14 protein-coding genes and 3 pseudogenes are annotated in these 19,122 nt (G+C 36.2%); 11 read left to right on the top strand and 6 right to left on the bottom strand.

The features are described 5' to 3' along the window. The first annotated feature begins 370 nt into the window (after positions 1 to 370). On the top strand, positions 371 to 1,402 hold the full coding sequence (locus B5V81_RS08150; protein ID WP_212113032.1) for an aspartate-semialdehyde dehydrogenase: 1,032 nt from the start codon (positions 371 to 373) through the stop codon (positions 1,400 to 1,402). A gap of 247 nt (positions 1,403 to 1,649) precedes the next feature. After that, positions 1,650 to 2,028, top strand: a pseudogene (locus tag B5V81_RS08990) (Arm DNA-binding domain-containing protein); the annotation flags it as partial. 43 nt (positions 2,029 to 2,071) lie between these two features. On the opposite strand, the gene B5V81_RS08140 reads toward B5V81_RS08990, so the two are convergent. Further along, a complete protein-coding gene (locus tag B5V81_RS08140; protein WP_212113030.1) occupies positions 2,072 to 2,242 on the bottom strand; it encodes a hypothetical protein in 171 nt (56 codons plus the stop codon). Positions 2,243 to 2,287: 45 nt separating this feature from the next. After that, positions 2,288 to 2,968, bottom strand: a complete 681-nt coding sequence (locus tag B5V81_RS08135) for an SH3 domain-containing protein (RefSeq protein ID WP_212113029.1) — start codon at positions 2,966 to 2,968, stop codon at positions 2,288 to 2,290. A gap of 511 nt (positions 2,969 to 3,479) precedes the next feature. Between B5V81_RS08135 and B5V81_RS08130 the strand changes: the two genes are divergently transcribed. From B5V81_RS08130 to B5V81_RS08120, 3 genes are read left to right on the top strand one after another with little or no spacing between them, the layout of a single operon-like run. Further along, positions 3,480 to 4,298 carry a MetQ/NlpA family ABC transporter substrate-binding protein gene (locus B5V81_RS08130; protein WP_212113028.1) on the top strand — a complete coding sequence of 273 codons (819 nt, stop codon included), beginning with the start codon at positions 3,480 to 3,482 and terminating at the stop codon, positions 4,296 to 4,298. Positions 4,299 to 4,325: 27 nt separating this feature from the next. Beyond that, positions 4,326 to 5,360 carry a methionine ABC transporter ATP-binding protein gene (locus tag B5V81_RS08125; protein ID WP_212113027.1) on the top strand — a complete coding sequence of 345 codons (1,035 nt, stop codon included), beginning with the start codon at positions 4,326 to 4,328 and terminating at the stop codon, positions 5,358 to 5,360. Further along, the gene (locus tag B5V81_RS08120) at positions 5,353 to 6,012 is read left to right on the top strand and encodes a methionine ABC transporter permease (protein WP_212113026.1); all 660 of its coding nucleotides are present in this window, start codon (positions 5,353 to 5,355) and stop codon (positions 6,010 to 6,012) included. The genes B5V81_RS08125 and B5V81_RS08120 overlap by 8 nt, the downstream gene beginning before the upstream one ends. A gap of 1,281 nt (positions 6,013 to 7,293) precedes the next feature. On the opposite strand, the gene B5V81_RS08115 is transcribed toward B5V81_RS08120, so the two are convergent. Beyond that, a complete protein-coding gene (locus B5V81_RS08115) occupies positions 7,294 to 7,773 on the bottom strand; it encodes a MaoC family dehydratase (RefSeq protein ID WP_212113025.1) in 480 nt (159 codons plus the stop codon). Between the two features lie 166 nt (positions 7,774 to 7,939). On the opposite strand from B5V81_RS08115, the gene B5V81_RS08110 reads away from it, so the two are divergent. Together B5V81_RS08110 and B5V81_RS09065 are read left to right on the top strand one after the other, a co-directional pair. Continuing rightward, positions 7,940 to 9,268: an NAD(P)H-dependent oxidoreductase gene (locus B5V81_RS08110; protein WP_212113024.1), complete on the top strand. Its 1,329-nt coding sequence runs from the start codon at positions 7,940 to 7,942 to the stop codon at positions 9,266 to 9,268. Between the two features lie 226 nt (positions 9,269 to 9,494). Continuing rightward, positions 9,495 to 9,593: pseudogene (locus B5V81_RS09065) on the top strand (integrase); the annotation flags it as partial. A 33-nt stretch (positions 9,594 to 9,626) separates the two neighbouring features. Here B5V81_RS09065 and B5V81_RS09125 read toward each other — a convergent pair. After that, positions 9,627 to 9,758, bottom strand: a complete 132-nt coding sequence (locus tag B5V81_RS09125; protein WP_342356090.1) for a hypothetical protein — start codon at positions 9,756 to 9,758, stop codon at positions 9,627 to 9,629. A 127-nt stretch (positions 9,759 to 9,885) separates the two neighbouring features. Here B5V81_RS09125 and B5V81_RS08980 point away from each other — a divergent pair. Further along, positions 9,886 to 10,052, top strand: a pseudogene (locus B5V81_RS08980) (integrase arm-type DNA-binding domain-containing protein); the annotation flags it as partial. A gap of 1,019 nt (positions 10,053 to 11,071) precedes the next feature. Here the strand turns inward: B5V81_RS08980 and B5V81_RS08100 are convergent. Then, positions 11,072 to 11,428, bottom strand: coding sequence for a hypothetical protein (locus tag B5V81_RS08100; RefSeq protein ID WP_212113022.1), 357 nt, complete (start codon positions 11,426 to 11,428; stop codon positions 11,072 to 11,074). Between the two features lie 2,897 nt (positions 11,429 to 14,325). Here B5V81_RS08100 and B5V81_RS08095 point away from each other — a divergent pair. The 3 genes from B5V81_RS08095 to B5V81_RS08085 are packed head-to-tail and all read left to right on the top strand — an operon-like array spanning position 14,326 to position 17,104. Continuing rightward, the gene (locus B5V81_RS08095; RefSeq protein ID WP_212113021.1) at positions 14,326 to 15,069 is read left to right on the top strand and encodes a creatininase family protein; all 744 of its coding nucleotides are present in this window, start codon (positions 14,326 to 14,328) and stop codon (positions 15,067 to 15,069) included. A gap of 21 nt (positions 15,070 to 15,090) precedes the next feature. Continuing rightward, positions 15,091 to 16,122 (top strand): CobW family GTP-binding protein, encoded by a 1,032-nt coding sequence (locus B5V81_RS08090; protein ID WP_212113020.1) that lies wholly within the window; start codon positions 15,091 to 15,093, stop codon positions 16,120 to 16,122. Between the two features lie 10 nt (positions 16,123 to 16,132). Beyond that, positions 16,133 to 17,104, top strand: a complete 972-nt coding sequence (locus B5V81_RS08085; protein WP_212113019.1) for a WD40 repeat domain-containing protein — start codon at positions 16,133 to 16,135, stop codon at positions 17,102 to 17,104. A gap of 1,321 nt (positions 17,105 to 18,425) precedes the next feature. On the opposite strand, the gene B5V81_RS08080 is transcribed toward B5V81_RS08085, so the two are convergent. Beyond that, on the bottom strand, positions 18,426 to 19,122 hold a 697-nt coding region (locus B5V81_RS08080), incomplete at its 5' end, for an autotransporter outer membrane beta-barrel domain-containing protein (RefSeq protein ID WP_212113018.1).

The following is a 19,122-nucleotide window of genomic DNA, read 5'->3' as shown; positions in this document are numbered from 1 at the left end:
AAGAGATGAAATCATTAAATACTGAATAAATAAAAGATCAAAAAAATCTTCCAACACGATGCATCATACTATCTTTTAAAAATTCAAAAGAGTAAAGAGAAACGATTGACAGAAGAGAAAGAATTCACTTAATTGCTCTCTTAAAGAGATGAAGACTTAGCATAAAATATCCAATTTTTTCAACTCTGAAAGACTAAAAAAGACTGTATTATTTGAAATAAGACAATTTATTGTGCTAACGATTATGATTGGTATGCACAAAATGGGATTATTGAAGATATAATTTTATAATGATGTTCCTTGACCAGCTCACTCTCTCCTGAGTATAGCGCGGGGAATAAACGTGGAGAGACGCGAAGGAGTATAGAAAATGAGTTTTAAAGTTGCAATTGTCGGCGCAACAGGAAATGTCGGTCGTGAAATGCTTACAATTTTAGAAGAACGTGGTTTTCCTGCGCACGAAATTGTTCCTCTGGCATCACGACGCTCATTAGGGCAAGAAGTTTCTTATGGAGACAAAACTTTAAAAGTAAAAGCACTGGATACTTACGATTTTTCTGACACAGATTTTTGTCTTATGTCTGCGGGGGGAAGCATTTCCAAAGAATATGCCCCTAAAATCGCTGCAGCCGGCTGTGTTGTCATCGATAATTCGTCCACATGGCGCTATGATGTCAATGTTCCCTTGATTGTTCCTGAAGTCAATGCTGAAGCCATAAGTGCCTTTTCTAAACGTAATATTATAGCCAATCCCAATTGCTCAACAATTCAACTGGTCTTAGCTTTAAAACCTCTCCATGATGCTGCCATCATTAAACGTGTTGTTGTCTCTACATATCAGTCTGTTTCCGGAGCTGGTAAAGAAGGAATGGATGAACTTTTCGAACAATCACGTGCAGTTTTTGTTGCCGATCCAATTACATCAAAAAAATTCACCAAACGCATTGCGTTTAATGTCATTCCTCATATCGATGTTTTCATGGAAGATGGTTATACAAAAGAAGAATGGAAAATGACCGTGGAAACGAAGAAAATTCTCGATCCGAAAATTAAATTAACAGCCACTGCTGTTCGGGTTCCTGTCTTTATCGGTCATGCGGAAGCCGTCCATGTTGAATTTGAAAAACCACTCAGTGCATCTGAAGCACAAGCGCTTCTCCGTGAGGCCCCTGGTTGTCAACTTATCGATAAACACGAAGATGGTGGTTATACCACACCTTATGAAAGTACAGGCGAAGATGACACCTTTATTAGTCGTGTTCGTGAAGATATCACTGTTGAAAATGGTTTAGCTTTCTGGGTTGTCGCTGATAATTTAAGAAAAGGAGCAGCATTGAATGCTGTTCAAATTGCTGAATTGCTCATTTCTCGTAATTTGATAAAGTCTAAGTCGGCAAATTAACCCTTTCTCTATCCAAAAGAACGAAGAAGCATAGAGAGCCGGTCTTTAAATAAAGTCCGGCTTATTTAATGTAACATGTTGATTTATAAATATAATTCACTGTTTTGTATATTGAATCAGAATCTCGAATAACCTAAGATTCTCTTATTTTGAATCTGATTTATCTTGAATCAATCAAAACTATTCGCTTGCACGTCACAAGCGGGGGTAACGTGTGAGGAAAAACTGTATAAGAAAGGATTTAAAAATGGCTCTTATGAACGCTCTCAAGTGCCAAGATCTATCGCAACACCCACCGGTTGGCAAAGTGTGTGATGGTGCCGACTTGTGACTTCACAAGCATAAAGATGAGAGTGCTCAATGGCTTTATCGTTATACCATTCATAGGCAGCGTCGTGAAATGGGATTAGGAGCATTGCGAGATGTCTCTTTAAAACAAGCCCGTGAATGTGCAAACAAATGGTGTTCTGTTTTATGCAAAAGTCGTGCCCCCATTAAAGAATGTAATAAACAAAAGCGTGAGGCAATCTCCATTATTTAAAAGACATTGCTTTAGATACTTTTGAAAGTCGTACAGCTAAACTAAAAATGATGGTAAAGATGGAAACTGGTTTTCACCTTTAAAGCACTTCTCTCTAACACTGTCATAAAGGACGGTGTTTTGAAACGTTAGCCAATTTTACCTGAAATATTCTTAACTCTTTCTCCCTTAAAGAACGAAGCTCTCTCTACACCGATCTGTACACAATCGCACTTTTTAAGTCGTTTCCACCAATCACTACCTTGAAGCTGCTTTACAGTACAAGCAAAACCAACAGCATAAAGCATTTTTTGCTTCATGCTGCCGTAATTTTTGTCATCTCTATTGTAAGATTTACTTCATCCTTATGGAGCAGGATAAGTCACAACACGATAACGCGTTTCATTGCGTTCAAAATTTTTGTAATTGACGTCATCAGGAAAGATGGGATTATAAGCACTCACGTGCTTTACAGAGACACCTTGTGCTTTTGGAGACGGATTTAAAATTGTCCGTTCATCCCCTTTTTTAACACCAGTGGAATCGATAATCGCATCTGTTTCTTGTAGTTTTTGCATGTTTTTCCGTGTTTTTTGAATTGCTGGAAGAGCTTTAAAATCGGAAACAGCTTGTTTTACTATTTCCTTTGGTGATTTTATTTCTTTTGGTGATTTTATCATGGCATTTGATGTTACAGGCATCTTCTTCAAAGCATTTACAGGCATCTTTTTAAAAGCAATGGTTGGAACATTGTCGACATTGACATAACGTGCTGATGCCCAGCCAACTTTTCCATTATAACCAAGAGAACACCAAGTTTTATCGGATAGACAGCCATGAACTTGTACTTTTTCTCCCATCGGAACCATTGCGATAACTTTATAATCCATCGCAGGACCTTTGCGTAAAGATACCTGACCTGATGCAACACGAGCAACTTTTCCTGCAATGTTTCCAGCTTGCGCGTGAAAAGCAGTCATTGTCACCCCTGATGCTCCTAAAGCCCATAAAGTCATCATTGTTGATAAAAATTTCTTTTTTAACATTATTTTTTTCCTCTCTAACATGTGAAGGGTAAAATATTCACCTATGCAAAAGTTTGCCGCGTTTAAATCCAGTGATCATCGCCTTTATCCCCCCCAAGCCCCTGCAACATTGCAACAAAATCTCTCTTATCCCCCTCCCCCCTCGACACGAACATGGTCTCTTGATCTTGATTGCGTAATATGTTCCTCATGAATTGGCGGCTCAAACATCATCTGATTGCTTAACTTTTCAATCAATTGTCCCTTACAGAAGTTTTTACAGGGCCATTGGTTCCCTCAACAAATGATTGCAATAAAAGAATTGATTATTTGAATTTCAGCGCGTTTCTTCTCACGCATGATGCGTTTTCACCAAAACTGGTGAAAATAGAGGAAAAATAATAATATTTTTAAGATAAAAGGGATTGAATATTCTCTAAAGCTTGTATAGCCTCAGATCTTTAAAAAAAGAACACAGAGTATAGTAAAGCTTCCCTCAAAAAAAGCTTTTGCAAAAGAAAGTTAAAAGCACATGACATTAAAATTTTTTTCTCGTAGTCGAATTATAGGATTATTTCTCTCTCTCTTTGCTCTTTTTTTATCTACGGTTTTTGTCATGGCTACAGACAAATCAAAAATCAAACTTGGTATTATGGAAGGGCGGGATGCGATTATCTGGAAAATGGCTGCTGAACAGGCTAAAAAGGCCGGTTTAGATATTGAACTGGTTTATTTTTCTGATTACGCTTTGCCTAACGATGCTGTTAACGCAGGAGAAATCGATGCAAATGCTTTTCAGCACGCCCCTTATCTTAATGAACAAATGAAACAACGTGGCTATAAACTTTCAATTGTCGGCTATACATTTATTGCTCCAATCGGTGTTTATTCACACAAAATCAAAGATTTAAAAGATCTTGGTGATGGTGCACATGTTGGCATCCCAAACGACCCATCTAATGGTGGAAGAGCCCTACTTCTTCTCAATTCTTTAGGTCTGATTAAGTTAAAAGATCCTCATAATATTCTTGCATCTCCCCTTGATATTATTGAAAATCCTAAAAACCTGCAAATTCGTGAGCTCGATGCCGGTATGTTAGGGCGTGCAATCGATGATTTTGATATTGCGATTGTAAATACAAACTGGGCCATTGTTTCCGGATTAAACTTCGAAAAAGATGTGGTCGCATGGGAGAGCGCAAAAAATAATCCTTATGATAATATCATCGTTGTACGCACGAGCGAAAAAGATGAACCATGGGTTAAAAAATTAGTTGCCGCTTACAACAACGATCTTATCCGTGCAAAAATCAAAGAGATTTTTGGCAAAACGGCCCAAACATCTTGGTAATTTTGCCAAATATCTCGGTAATTGTTAATGGAAAACCCTACTCTTATCTCCTTAAAAAACATCAGCCGTTGTTTTAACAAAACGGCTGGTATTCCGGTAATTAATAATCTCTCTTTGAATATCCATGCTGGTGAAATCCTTGGCATTATTGGGCGTAGTGGAGCAGGAAAATCAACGCTTATTCGTTGTTTAAATGGGTTAGAGAAGATTGATGCAGGATCCATTTTTTTTGAAGGTGTTGATATTTCAAATCTATCAGAGATAGAATGGGCGCCTTACCGTCAACGAATTGGGATGATTTTTCAACATTTCAATCTTCTCTCATCGAAAAATATTCTTGATAACATTGCATTGCCACTTAAATTGAGTGGTGTAAGTAAAAGACAACGCCACAAACGTGCTCTTGAACTGATTGAATTGGTCGGATTACATGGAAAAGAATATTGTTATCCAGCACAATTATCAGGAGGGCAAAAGCAGCGTGTTGGGATTGCGCGCGCTCTTGCGGCTAATCCTAAAATATTGCTATCCGATGAAGCAACTTCTGCTCTTGACCCTGAAACAACACAATCTATTCTAGAGCTCCTTGCTGATATTAATAAACATCTCAATCTCACGATTGTGCTCATTACCCATGAAATGGAAGTTGTGCGCACCATAGCGCATCGCGTCGTTGTTCTCAATCAGGGAAACATTGTAGAAGAAGGACGTGTAAAAGACATCTTTACATCACCGCAAGATGATGCAACCATCGCCATGCTCAAGCTTGTCACCCCGCAACTTCCTGAAAAATTTGCAAAAAATCTCAAACCAATCGGGCGAGAAGCTGTCATTGAAATCAATATTGCAGGTGAAATTGCCCAGCAACCTTTTCTTCATCTTTTAGAAAATGAGAGTGGTTTAAAAGCCCGTATTTTACATGGTGGTATTGATACCGTTCAAGATGAAACCATTGGGCGACTCTTCTTAGCCCTTCCTGGAGAAGATAAAGAAGCTTTAGAAAAAGCTGTTCAATGGTTAACAAAAAAAGGACGATATTGTGAGGTCTTAGGCTATGTTTAATGTTCTTACTCATGAACTTCCTCAAGCTGTTATTGATACGATACTGATGACACTGAGTGCTTCTTTTATGGCACTGATTATAGGGCTTCCCCTTGGTCTTCTTCTTCACACAACAGCACGCGGAGAGATTTTTGCCTCATCTCTCATCAATCGCCCTTTAAGTATAATCGTTGACAGTATTCGTGCTATTCCCTTTATTATTCTTGCATTTTATCTTCTTCCCGTTACACGTATCGTTGTAGGAAGAGGGATAGGAATGCCTGCTGTCATTTTTATACTGACCATTTCAGCCACTCCTTTTTATGCACGCATGGCAGAACTCTCTTTTAAAACCGTTGAAAAAGGTCTCATTGAAGCGATCCGCTCTATGGGTGCAAGCCGTCTTCAAATTATCAGATATGTTCTTATTCCTGAAGCTCTTCCTAGCCTGATTACAGGTTTTACAGTCATGGTCATTTCTCTCATAGGCGCGACCTCACTTGCCGGCTATCTCGGTGGAGGCGGTTTAGGAGATATGGCAATCCGCTATGGCTACCAACGCTACAATACCTTCATCATGACCATCGTCATTATCCTTTTGATTGTCCTCAATATTACAACCCAATGGACTTCTGATAAAATCGTACAAAAACTTGATAAAACAAAACATTAAAGGACTTAGAATTTCACTATTATCATCCTCTTTGCCACGTCTAAAGCGCTTTCCCGCTTGCCTATCAAACACTCATAAAAGGCCAAACACTTTTCCTCTTTTCTTAAACAGTTTTATCTACATAAGCCCCAATTTATAATCCAGAAAATAAGTTTTAAGAGCTTCAATATGAAAGGGGATAAAATGAGAGATCTTACAACATTCAAAATTCTCTCTCACCATAAAACGATAAATTATCATGTTAAATCACTTTATTGATCACGATCTGCCCCAACCATACCCCATAAAAAACGATCGAGCAGACATCACAATCAGCTATGGCGATCAAGGCTGAAACTCCTTCACTATAATTATGATTGATTATTCTGAATATATGATTGTTCTCTCCCAAAGCCTTTGATAAAAAAACAGAAACATCTCTCCAATCCATTGCTCGTTTATTAATGGTTTTATGGCGTTATTTTCTTAAAACAAGTTTTGTGCTTTAACCAACTGCTTGTCAATCAACATCGAGACCGAACGCGGCAGCATATTTTAGAGACATATTGAATTGGATAAAATCTCTAAACATTATTCCTGCTTTTTTATGCCAAAGTTCAAGCGAGCGTATTACCTATCTGTTTTAGGCGTAATTTCAAAATGGAAAGACTGCCTCATTGTAAAAGAATATTAAAGGTATAAAGGTGTAAACCAATTTCTACCTTTATTATCATTCTTTAGTCCGGCATTAAAGCTTTCAAAAGCAATATACTTTAAATAATGGAGATTACGCATTGCCCCACACTTTTGTTTATCACGTTCTTTAATGGATCTCGATCTACCCGTGCAAAAGAATGCCCAAACGGTATAGACCTTGCAATTGCATATTCATGTACCTGTTTGAAAGAGGTATCAAGGCTCTTAAATCCATTTCACCACTGCGTCCGTGAATGGTATAACAGTCGTAATCCATTGAGCCCTCCATCTTTACCTTCATAAAAGAGCAGACCGACTTCATCATACACTTTGCCAGCACCCAATGTTGCAAACCAACCTTTGAAACTTGAGATAGGGACATACCTTTCTTGTACAGTTCCACTCCATACAAGCTTCCGCGCTTTTAAACGTGCAAATGAATGGTTTTGATTATTTCAACATGGAAATAGATTTAGAATGAGAAAATCCTATGATGTTCTAAACTCGTACTCAGGATGAATGACACGAGACCATTATTATAAATCACTATATTACTCATGTTATCATCAAAGATAAATTCTCACAAAATAAAGCACTCAAATAATCTTAAGAATTCGAAAATTTTTCTCCCACCACAGCAACAATAAGCCATTGAGCAGTAAGGGCTGGTTTTTTTAATTTTTCTACTTCCACTATAACCCCATAATGGAAAATCACGCGACCAGAAGGGCGAATTTCAGCATCATCTAACACAAAACGCGCACGCACCCGCGCCCCTGTTTTCACAGGACTCATGAAACGTACTTTATCAAAACCATAATTAATCCCCATTGTCGCCCCTTCTAGCTCTGGAAGAGCCTCATAGGCAAGCGTAGACAAAAGCGATAATGTTAAAAAACCATGAGCAATCGTTCCCCCAAAAGGTGTCTTTTTGGCTTTTTCTTCATCAACGTGTATCCATTGATGATCATCTGTAGCGCATGCAAATTGATTAATCATATCCTGTGTAACAAGGCGCCACTCCGATAATCCTATTTCTTTTCCAATAAAAGTAGCGACATCTTGTACTGCGATTTTTTGCTGCATAACACTATTCCTATTTTATTTGATAAAGCAACAACCCCTCTTGCTTTTATAAAACCCATTGATTAGAGCATCAAGAATAAAAGATTAATTAATTGTCTTAAAAACAAATACATCTTATGAATAAGAAATCTTTTTTAGCAGAATAGTTTTCAAATGGGAAAAAAGAATGGCAAGCAATGTAAACCTAACAGGTTTAGCGCATGATTTAAAGCACCGTGCAGAAAACCATCCCCCCATCCGTATTGGACTGATTGGTTGTGGTGAAATGGGCACAGATTTATTATCAAGTATTGCACATATGGAGGGTATAACAGTCGCCGCCGTAGCTACGAGGACACCATCACGTATTTTTGATGCTGCAACACTCGCCTATGGTGAAGAAGGACATGTCTGTGAAGTTGAAAATACGCATGCCCTCACACAAAGCATTGAAAAAGGTTTGATTGCGGCCACAAATGATATCGACCTTGTTTTACGCCATGAACAAATTGATATTATCGTTGATGCAACAGGTTATCCAGAAGCCGGAGCAGAAATTGGCTTTAAAGCGCTTGAAAACAACAAACACCTTGTCATGATGAATGTTGAAGCGGATGTTACGATTGGCACGTATCTGAAACATGAAGCAGAAAAACGAGGACTTATTTATACCCTTGGTGCTGGTGATGAACCTACTGCATGCATGGAACTCATCGAGTTTGTTTCAGCTCTTGGGCATAAAATTGTTGCAGCGGGGAAGGGAAAAAATAACCCTCTCCTCTTTGATGCGACACCCGATGCTTACGAAGAAGAAGCACTCCGGCGTAATATGAATGTGCGCATGTTGGTTGAATTTATTGATGGTTCCAAAACGATGGTTGAAATGGCAGCAATTGCTAATGCCACTGGACTTCTTCCCGATTGCCCAGGAATGCACGGTCCCCAAGCAGCACTGCAAGATTTACACAAAGTACTTATCCCCAAACAAGATGGGGGCATTTTGCAACAATATGGTGTGGTGGATTATTCAATAGGTCAAGGTGTTTCCCCAGGGGTCTTTGTCATTGCAGAAATAGCACACCCACGTTTACGCGAGCGTATGGAAGATTTAAAAATGGGACAGGGTCCTTATTTCACCTTTCACCGCCCCTATCATTTAACAGCCATGGAAGTTCCCCTCACCTGTGCACGCATTATGCTTTATGGCAAAAAAGATATGGTTCCCCTCAGCCACCCAGTCGTAGAAGTCTGTGCTGTTGCTAAAAAAGATTTATACCCAGGCGATCAGTTGGATTTTATTGGGCTTTATAGTTATCGTGCTTGGATCATGAACATTGCAGAAGCACGTGCTCACCAAGCTATTCCTTGTGGTCTTTTAGAAAAAGCAACAGTAACAGCTGCAATTAAAAAAAATGAACTCATTACAGTCCATAATACGGCTATTCGTGAAGATCAATGGATTGCGCGTCTTCGTGCCAAACAAGACCTTTTACTTCATTGCCCTTCTCTCGGCTAAGCTATAAATATCCTCTTTTTATCCTAACATAAAAATCCATTAACTTATAAGACAAGATATTGATTTATAATGATAATATAGCGTTATTCATATTGAATGAGAGTCCTAAATAACGTAAGATTCTCTCATTTAAAACTTGGCTTATCTTGAATCAATCAAAACCGTTCACTTGCACGTTACAAACGGAGCTGGTGTGTGGGTAAAATTTATACAAGAAAGGACTAAAATGGCCCTTATGAACCGTCTTAATGCAAGATCTGTCGTAACATTGGGAGCTGGCAAAGCGTGTGATGGTACTAGCTTGTTACTCCATAAGCATAAAGATGAGTCAGATGCGCCTCATTCATGAATGATGCGTTCAAAGAGCTTGCGGTGATTTTTCGTCCAACAGAGCCTCAATGCGCTTTTGAAGCTTTTGCATTTGTGGAGTGTCGTCTAATGCCTTTTCATAAGCTTTAAAGCCGAGTTCTGGATGTTCTGTCGCTTCCATGATAACGCCAAGTTCAAAATAAGCTACATAGCTATATAATTGTGTGGGGGCGTTTGATGGTATGGTTTTCAGCATGGCAAGTTTGCAATCATTCCGTGGGATGTGAAGCCAAGCGCGTTTTATTGTCAAGCTTAAAGATGGAGATACTCAATGGATTGACCATTATACCATTCATGGTCGCCGCCATAAAATGGGATTGGGGACCTTAAGACATGTCTTTGTAAAAAAACTCGTGAATGTGCAAATCAATGGCGCTCTGTTTTGCATGAGGGGCGTAACCCTATTAAGGAACAACGTTTCTTTTCTATACGAAAGTAATACATCAAAAATAAACGCATTCTGGGTTAGGAATACTTCCTTCGTGAAGATCACGTAGATTGCAAATTTCTATGTCAAGCAAGACTTTATATTTGCTTTTCCTCTCCCCTCCTTATACCCTTACTTAACAGCAACCTTCCCTAACGTAATAGAACAACCCAAAGTACACTTGCATTGCAAATCTAAGTGTCTGTTTTAATAAAAACATTTTCCAACACCGCACATCAGCGCTTCTCTCTCACAAGAGAGGCTGTAAACTATAATATAAACCTCTCCATGAGATAATATAAGATTCCTTTTGTGTCACTATCTTTACGCCATAAAGATATAAACCAGCATCATCATTGGATTTTACAATTCCCAATATTACTACGAAAATCCTTGAGCCTTAGAGAGAATTCATGAGAGAGTTTTTGCCTTTTTCTTGAATAATTTTACCTACACACGAATGCAACTTATTATATGCAAAAAATGCTTTTGATTGGTTAAATATAAATAGATTTGAAATAATAAATATCTATAAAGCAATAAATTCGTTTTTAATTTAAAAAATTTATTTATAATGATAAATTATCATAAACTACTTGTTAGAAGAGAGAATACAGAATTTTTTATTTTATCTCTTCTTATTTTTTATTTTATAAATATAAATAACTTTTAAAAATAATAAATATACCTTTGATGAAGAACCTTTATATAAAAGGAGCAAGACAATATGAAATGGCCGATAAAGAGGGTGAAAACGCTAGCCTTACAACAAAGAAATAACCATAAACTATAAAAATCAGGTTACACCACTTTGAAAATGAAAAACTTTATTTTCAAGATATTAAGCTTTAATAATACCAACAAAAGATACATTTAATATTAATAATAGTGATTTTTGCATCCAATACAGCATAAGCCACTTCAAATATTGATTTTTTAAAAATAAGGAAGTGAACGAAAAACATATCGACAAATTCAATGAATCTTTTACTAAACTCAGTCTTCTCCTAAAGTGTACATAACATTCCTAAAATAGAAACAACGGCACCAACTATATCGCCACAACATAAAGAAACAAGAAGAGACACAATACCTATCCCACCCCAAAAAGCTGAACCTGAATATGCAGAAACTTTTTCAGCTCTTCCAAAAGCAACGCTACCTTGTTTCTCAACACCGTAAACGACAGCTCTATCCACTCCTTTAATAACTGCATTGTTTCTTGCTATAGAAGCATTAACGACCATTTTTTCTTGAAATTGATTTTTTACAAAACTTGCATTCCCCTCTATAATCTGTACAAAAAAAAGAATAAGTAGTGTAAAAGTAAATGAACATACACGATTTTTAAATATTTTAAACATAGCTTTCTTTGCTCCTCTTTTTCTTCGCTGAAAAAGTTAAAGAATACTAATATATATATATAAACAAATAATACAATATGATATATTATATGTAATTTCAATATACAATATAATACATTCTGTATTACATGTAAAGTAAAAAAATATAATTTAAATTAAAAAAATAAACACGAATAAATTAAAAGTGATAATAGAAGTTTTTTTTAATATCATACTTAATAAAATTTATTTGAAAATAAAATAACTATAAAGCTTAGCGAAAACAATTGCGCATAGTCTCATATTATGAAAATAATTTCATTAAAGTAAAATATATTGCTAGTTTTTATCTTCCATTATCATTAATTAAAATTTAAAAACTGCATGAAAATTAAAAATAAGTTATTATCTCTTCATAAGAAGAATTTATAAACTTTTATATCAAAATAAATTTTAAAACAGTATAATATTTAAAATATATAAATATAATTGCTAAAATAAGAGAATGATGAAACAGTATTTTAAAGATCTTTTATTACATCAATCATCGATTGATAACACAGATTTCTATCGATCATGTCAAAAAATAAATTTGTCTAAAAAGTAAAAACAGCGATCTAAAACAAATATATAACCATAAATACGTCTCCTAAAATAGAAGACTATTTTAAAACAATTATCAATCGTCAAAGAGCTATAACAACCTCTATTTTCAAACAGGGAATGGATTAACGAAATGAGTTTCACTTTTTATTAATATATAAAACATCTCATAGCATCTTTACAAAGATCATATAGCTCCCTCTATTTCATACAGTATAAAATATTGAGAATTTTAATTTTTAAACTTAACAAAACGCACTTATAAAATACGTCAGCCTATCAGATTTACAAAAACATTATAAGAAAAACTAGAGCGATAGAAAACTACCTACAACCAAAAACAAAGAGTGTCATGAAAAATGAGATGATCCCCCAAAATACTGAAAAACAACTTTCTTGCTTAACTTTCATAAAAGTTATCTTATTTGTTTCTCCAATAGTATAAATCAAATTCATATCTATATTTTTATTAACTATATTTTCTTCTTGATTAGTAAAAAATTGTTTACTTTGAGATAAATCTTTATCAAAATTTACATAGCTCTCTGCAGTTTGTGCAAAAAGAAAAATAAATGATATAAAAATATAGAAATAAAACTTATTTTTAAATATTTTAAGCATAAATTTATTTTACAAAATTATTTTTTAAAATAAAATATCAAACTTATAATAGTAAAAGTTATAAAAATAAAAAATATTATTTTATAATTTATTCTTATACGATGCAATAGTATATATTATATTTAATGAAAGCGTCATTAAAATCTGAATAAAAAAGTTAATCAAATATTTGAAGGAAAATTGAAAGAGTAACCTATTAGAAAATCCTATTTTGAAGAACCAGATTCAAGATAAGTATATTGAAAATATATCCCTTGAAAACCGATATTAAACAATCACTTGATCAACCATGCATCTTAAAAGAAAGGGACTGATTTATAATCATTTTATAATCATAATGTATCGTTTTACATGTTAAATAAAAAACTGATGATTATAAATTTCTCTTCATTTAAACTCTATTTATTTGAACCAATAAAATTTATTTTCTTGTAGATTACAAGCAAGGGTGGTGTGCAGGTAAAGAAATTGAAGAAAAATATAACTTATGAGGTATTTTAAGAACTAAATGCTGTTGTAAAAATTGGGAGTTGATAAAGCGTATGATGGCACTCCTCTTTTACCTCAATAAATATAAAGATGATCCCAATAAGTATAAAGATGATAATGTACAATGGTTTTGCTATTATATGGGGTTTTGCTATTATATGGATTTACCATTATACCATTCACGAACAGCTTAGAAAAATAGGCTTGTATACCTGATGTTTTTTTAAAACAAGCGATGTGCAACACAACGAGATTTTGTTTATCATGATTTCAACGATGTTTTTATCATCTTATAAGCTCATCAGGCTCTCTGCAATTTTGCAGCGGTACCAGTGAACGACATAAGAGTTAATTCATTGAACATCATCATCATTACACTGAATAAAAGAGCAAGCCGGCACCATCACATATTTTGCCAGAATCCAATGTTGCAAACCAGCTCGTAGTACTTGAAGATGATTCATAAGAGACATACCCTTCTTGTACAGTTTCACTCTACGCAGTTAATCCCCTTGTGGTATGTAAGAAGCACGATTTTTATTGATTCAACATAGAATACGTTTGAAATAAAAAATCTTACGATATTCAAGACTCTTATTCAAAACATTCTTTACAAATCAATGGTCATTATGCGATTTTACCTCACGTAAATTCTTCTCATTCCATTCATTTTTCTCACGAATACTAAAATCTGTTAAGCTACTGTTCAAAGTAATAATGAGTGAACCAACATTTCTACCCTTTTGTAAAGATATATACGTAAATTTGAATTAAGAACGCAAGAATCCTCGTTAAAACCAACGTCTGTGTCCGCATAACCTGCGCTACATCAGAAATGCTTTGATTATCCTAGCTCTATAATAGATAAGGAGAATATTAAACTTGGTCTAATCTTACCTTTTTAAAACGTAAGGAAAAAAATATTTTCATTATATGATATGAAGTATTTAATCTTCCTAAATATTTATTTATCAAAAACGCTTACAAAAGAGATCTATTTTTAGAAGGGATGCCGCATATTACATTAAAAACTGTGTTCGTTTTTCTCAAAAAAAACTTCGCTATTTTTCATAAAGTTCTCATTTTTAGAACATCCCTATAGGATTTAAAATCCGCCTATTTGCATTTCTGTTATAGATAGATTAAATAATAACAGCACCTTTGATTACTTTGTCTGTGTTAACGTCTCTTTTAGGCAATAATTTATGGTATCTAATACGCCTTTTCTCGCTCTTTTACCTTTGGGCGCACACGAATATCACGGTGAGCACCTTCCCTTTGAAACCGACTGGATTATTGCTGAAGCTTTTGCAAAAGCCCTCACTTTACAAACAAAAGAACGATTTCATATCGCACTTTTACCGGTTGAAAAGATTGGCTATTCTATAGAGCATATAGATGTTACAGGCACACAAACCCTTAGCTTTTCTGACGCGATTAAGCGCTGGATCAAGATTGGTGAGAACTGCTATCACAAAGGGATCAACCGCCTTCTTCTTCTCAATGCTCACGGAGGCAATTCACCTTTAATGAGCATTGTTATCACCGAATTACGAAGACGCTTTTCCATGCTCGCTGTAGCAACAAGCTGGAGCCGTTTTGGTTTGCCACAAGGTCTGATAGAGCCTGCTCAACAGCATCTTGATATCCATGGCGGTTTTATCGAGACCTCTCTCATGCTCTATTTAGCTCCAGAAAAAGTCCATATGGAAAAGGCTGAAAATTTTCATAATAAACAAGCGGATATGATTGCTAATTATCGGTATTTACGCGCTTATGGTCCTCATGCTTTTGGCTGGACAATGCGTGATCTAAACACGCAAGGTGCAGCAGGAAATGCAAGCAAAGCAACACCACAAGCTGGTGAAGCAATTTTTTCTCATGTTCTCTCTCAGCTTCGTGATTTACTTGATGATATCAATCGATTTAACATAAACACATGGCAATAAAGAACAATAAAAGGTTTTCTCATGCAAACGACACCTCCCCCAAAGCTTCCTGTTACAGTTCTCACGGGCTATCTTGGTGCAGGAAAAACCACCCTTCTCAACCGCATTCTCAGTGAAAATCATGGCAAACGTTATGCCGTCATTGTTAATGAATTTGGTGAAATTGGTATTGATAATGACTTGATCATTGAATCAGATGAAGAAATTTATGAAATGAACAACGGCTGTGTTTGCTGTACCGTGCGCGGTGATCTCATTCGCATTCTGGAAAGTTTGATGCAACGCTCTCATCGATTTGATGCAATTATTATAGAAACAACAGGGCTTGCTGATCCCGTTCCTGTTGCACAAACCTTTTTCATGGATGATACTGTCCATGAAAAAACAACCCTTGACAGTGTCATCGCGGTCGTTGATGCGAGGCATTTTCCCTCTCAACTGAAAAAAAGTCGTGAAGTTGAAGAGCAAATTGCCTTCGCAGACATCGTTCTTTTAAATAAAATTGACCTCGTTACGGCACAGGAACGTTCCCATGCAGAATCTCTTATTCTTGCGATTAATCCTCGCGCTATACTCTATAGAACACAGCGCACCAATATTCCTCTTGATAAACTCCTCAATCGTGGTTTCTTTGATCTCCAACGCGCTCTAGACCATGAGCCTCATTTTCTTGATCAGCAACAGACAAACCAGCATGAAGATCATATATGTGGTCCCGATTGCCATCATGACCATCATCATCACACATCCACCATTCATGATATCACCGTCACTTCTATAAGTTTAAAAACAGGTGCTCTGCAACCAGAAAAATTTTTTCCTTGGATCCAACAGATTACACAGCAACAAGGACCTGATATTTTGCGTCTCAAAGGCATTATTGCCTTTCAAGGAGATGATGATCGTTATGTCATTCAGGGCATTCATATGCTTCTTGAGGGGCAACATCAACGCCCATGGCGTGAAGATGAAAAACGAGAAAGCCGCCTTGTTTTTATCGGACGCTCTCTTGATGCTGAAAAGTTAAAAACTGGTTTTGAACGTTGTGCATAAGTGAGTGACAATGTCAAACATTATCCATTATAATCTCCAAAATTACTGCCTTTCCTGTGGTTTTATAGGCAATAAACCAGCCTTTGTTTCCGTGGAAGGTTTGATTGTTTTTTTAACCCCAACCCCACAAGTCTTTGAAGTTCATCAAGGAATAATTTCAAGTCATTTCTCTTCTGACAATACTGCGGTCATCACAGGAGGAGAAGACGGAAAAATCTGTCAAACAAGAGCAAATGGTCACACAGAACTGCTCAACCAAAAAGAACGCAAATGGATCAATAACGTTTCTTTTGGCCCCCAAAAAGCTTTTGCCTTTTCCTCCTCACGTCTTGCATTTGTGCATGTTGGAAAAGAACAACAAGAGCTCAAGCATGAGCGCAGTGTAGAAGGACTGGCTTTTGCCCCAAAAGGTTTACGACTTGCCGTTGCTCATTACAATGGTGTTACGCTTCATTGGTTATCAACGCAAACATCTCCCACTACATTGGTGTGGAAAGGCGCTCATTGTGGTGTCACCTTTTCACCAGATAACCGCTATGTCATTTCCACGATGCAAGAAAACGCCTTGCACGGCTGGCGTCTTACTGATCATCAACATTTACGCATGAGTGGTTACCCAAGCAAAGTCAAAAGCTGGTCTTGGAGTGCAAAAGGAAAATGGCTCGCAACATCAGGTGCCTCTGCCGCAATTGTTTGGCCCTTTCATACAAAAGATGGTCCCATAGGAAAAACACCCCTAGAACTTGGAACACGTGCAAATGCACTTGTTAGCACCGTTTCATGCCACCCAAGCAAAGAAATTGTAGCCATAGGCTTCAATGATGGAATGATTTTAGCGACACATTTTCGTGATGGAAAAGAAGTCCTTCTAAAAGGTTATGGGAAAAGCGCCATCTCAGCACTCAACTGGGATCAAACAGGGCATAACCTCACCTTCGGCAGTGAAACTGGTGAATGTGGTGTGATCAATATCACTGATTAAGCCAAATCCCAACAAGTATAATCATCACCGATAAAAATACCCTCGCAATCTTCTAGAAACCTCAGCTCTTACGCATCTCTAGAGCTTGCAGAAATCCCAAACACCTCAAAAGCTTCCCAAAGTCTTCATAATCATGAAATCTTCCATCTTCCTAATCTCTCCCCTTTAAACAAAAAAAGGCCTTAAACATATTTTAACCTTTGAGCATTATTTCCTCCGTACAAAAATACCACCCATAAAACCAAACCGCTCCATTATCTATAAAGCCCCCCCTTTCTATAGGAACCTATGCCACGCGTTGCAGACTCCCATAAAAACACTTTTCTGAGAATTTAAGCAAAATATAGCGCACATCATCATCGAAAAGGCTTATTTATTCCGATGATCAGAAGAAAGAAACGCGACATTATTTTTCTAAATAAAAATTTTTTAACCTCCGCTCCACACCTCAAAGGACGAAAATCCCTGCTAATCCTAATCTACAATCCAGCTTCTAGTCTTAACATATCCAATTAGTTTAAGCGTGTCCATTATTTATATGTTGAATGAAAACCCTTAAAATCGTAAATTTTTCTCAATTTTAAATCTATTTATATTGAAGCGACCCAAGCCTTTTGCTTGCACATTGCAAACAGGGAAACCCCATGCAGATAAAAAACATTTAAGAAAGGACTAAAAAACACTTCTTATGAATACTCTCAAATACTAAAGTCACCGCAATATTGGGATCTGAAAAATAAAATGATGATGCCCACTTATTATAACAATGAAAATAATCTGTATTTTATCAAAGTTGTTCTTGGCAGCTATCGTTTGCAAAAAAGAAAAAACTCCCCTAAAAAACGATAAAGCATTCTTTACTTTTTATAATAATTTCTCCTTAAACTTTCTCACCTTGTCTAAAAAATAAGTCTTTCTCCAAACTCCTCAATTAAACAGCTTAAAAAAGAAAACAAAAAATATGCATAAAGATCATAAGCCTTAAACTTGCAATCTATAAAAATTAATAAAGAAACGAATAAATATAACCATAAAAACGCTTAAAAAAACACCTAAAAACCAACCCTCGTCCACTTTATATTAACAAAACAACCACCAATACCGCCTCTTTTTAAAGATTAGTTACAAGTATTTAATCCTCTCATATTCACAATAAAATCTGTTTTTCATCTTATAAGATAAAAAACTTTAGAAAAACGCTTCATCACAGATGAAGAACGTGTATAATGAGGATTTTCAATCTATAAATCAAAATGAATTTTAACATAGTAAAAGGCAGAAAAACTTCTGCCTTTCATCTAAAAAATACATATTGTACCCCTCAAAAAAGATGGCGCAATCCTGCAGAGAAACTCGCTCCAGAAAAACCAACTTTCTTTAACCCATGTTGATAAGTAACATCTCCATGAAAAGAAAGTTTTGAAGAAAGACGCGCATTAAACCCAAGTCCTGCTTCCAAAGAAGAGCCAAAAGAACCTAACTGAAAATCGTTTTTAAAAGAAACAAATTGCTTATTTTCAAAACTATGCAAATAAGAAAGCTTACTATAAAAAGAAACCTTATGTCCCTTTTCAGAAACACCTAGCGTCTTGCTTAAACGTCCTCCAACACGCCCCACCCATTGATGAAATTTTCCTAAATCAACATCAAGATAATCAACATCAAGCGCTTGATGAAACTGAAGATGCTGGTAAATAATCTGAACCTGCGGATCAAAAACAACGCCTTTATAGCCTATTGCAAACGTTCTGCCACTCGTTAAAGAACCGCTAAACTGTTTACCCTTTAATGCCACAACTTTGCCTCGTGCAAGGGTCAAAACATCCCCCTTAAAAAGGCCATACGATAACACCCCATCCATATAAAAACCAGTATCATGTTGCAAACTTCCATAAGCCCCGACAGACCATTTATGAAATGCGCTTTTTTTGCTGTGTTCAACATCCTGAGGGTGTAGAGAAAGATTTCCATAATTCCCCAAAGCTCCAAAGAATGTACGCGTATATAAACTCTCAGTC

Source organism: Bartonella queenslandensis (assembly GCF_018155095.1).
GTDB lineage: Bacteria > Pseudomonadota > Alphaproteobacteria > Rhizobiales > Rhizobiaceae > Bartonella > Bartonella queenslandensis_B.
This window is presented reverse-complemented; position numbering and strand designations above follow the sequence as displayed.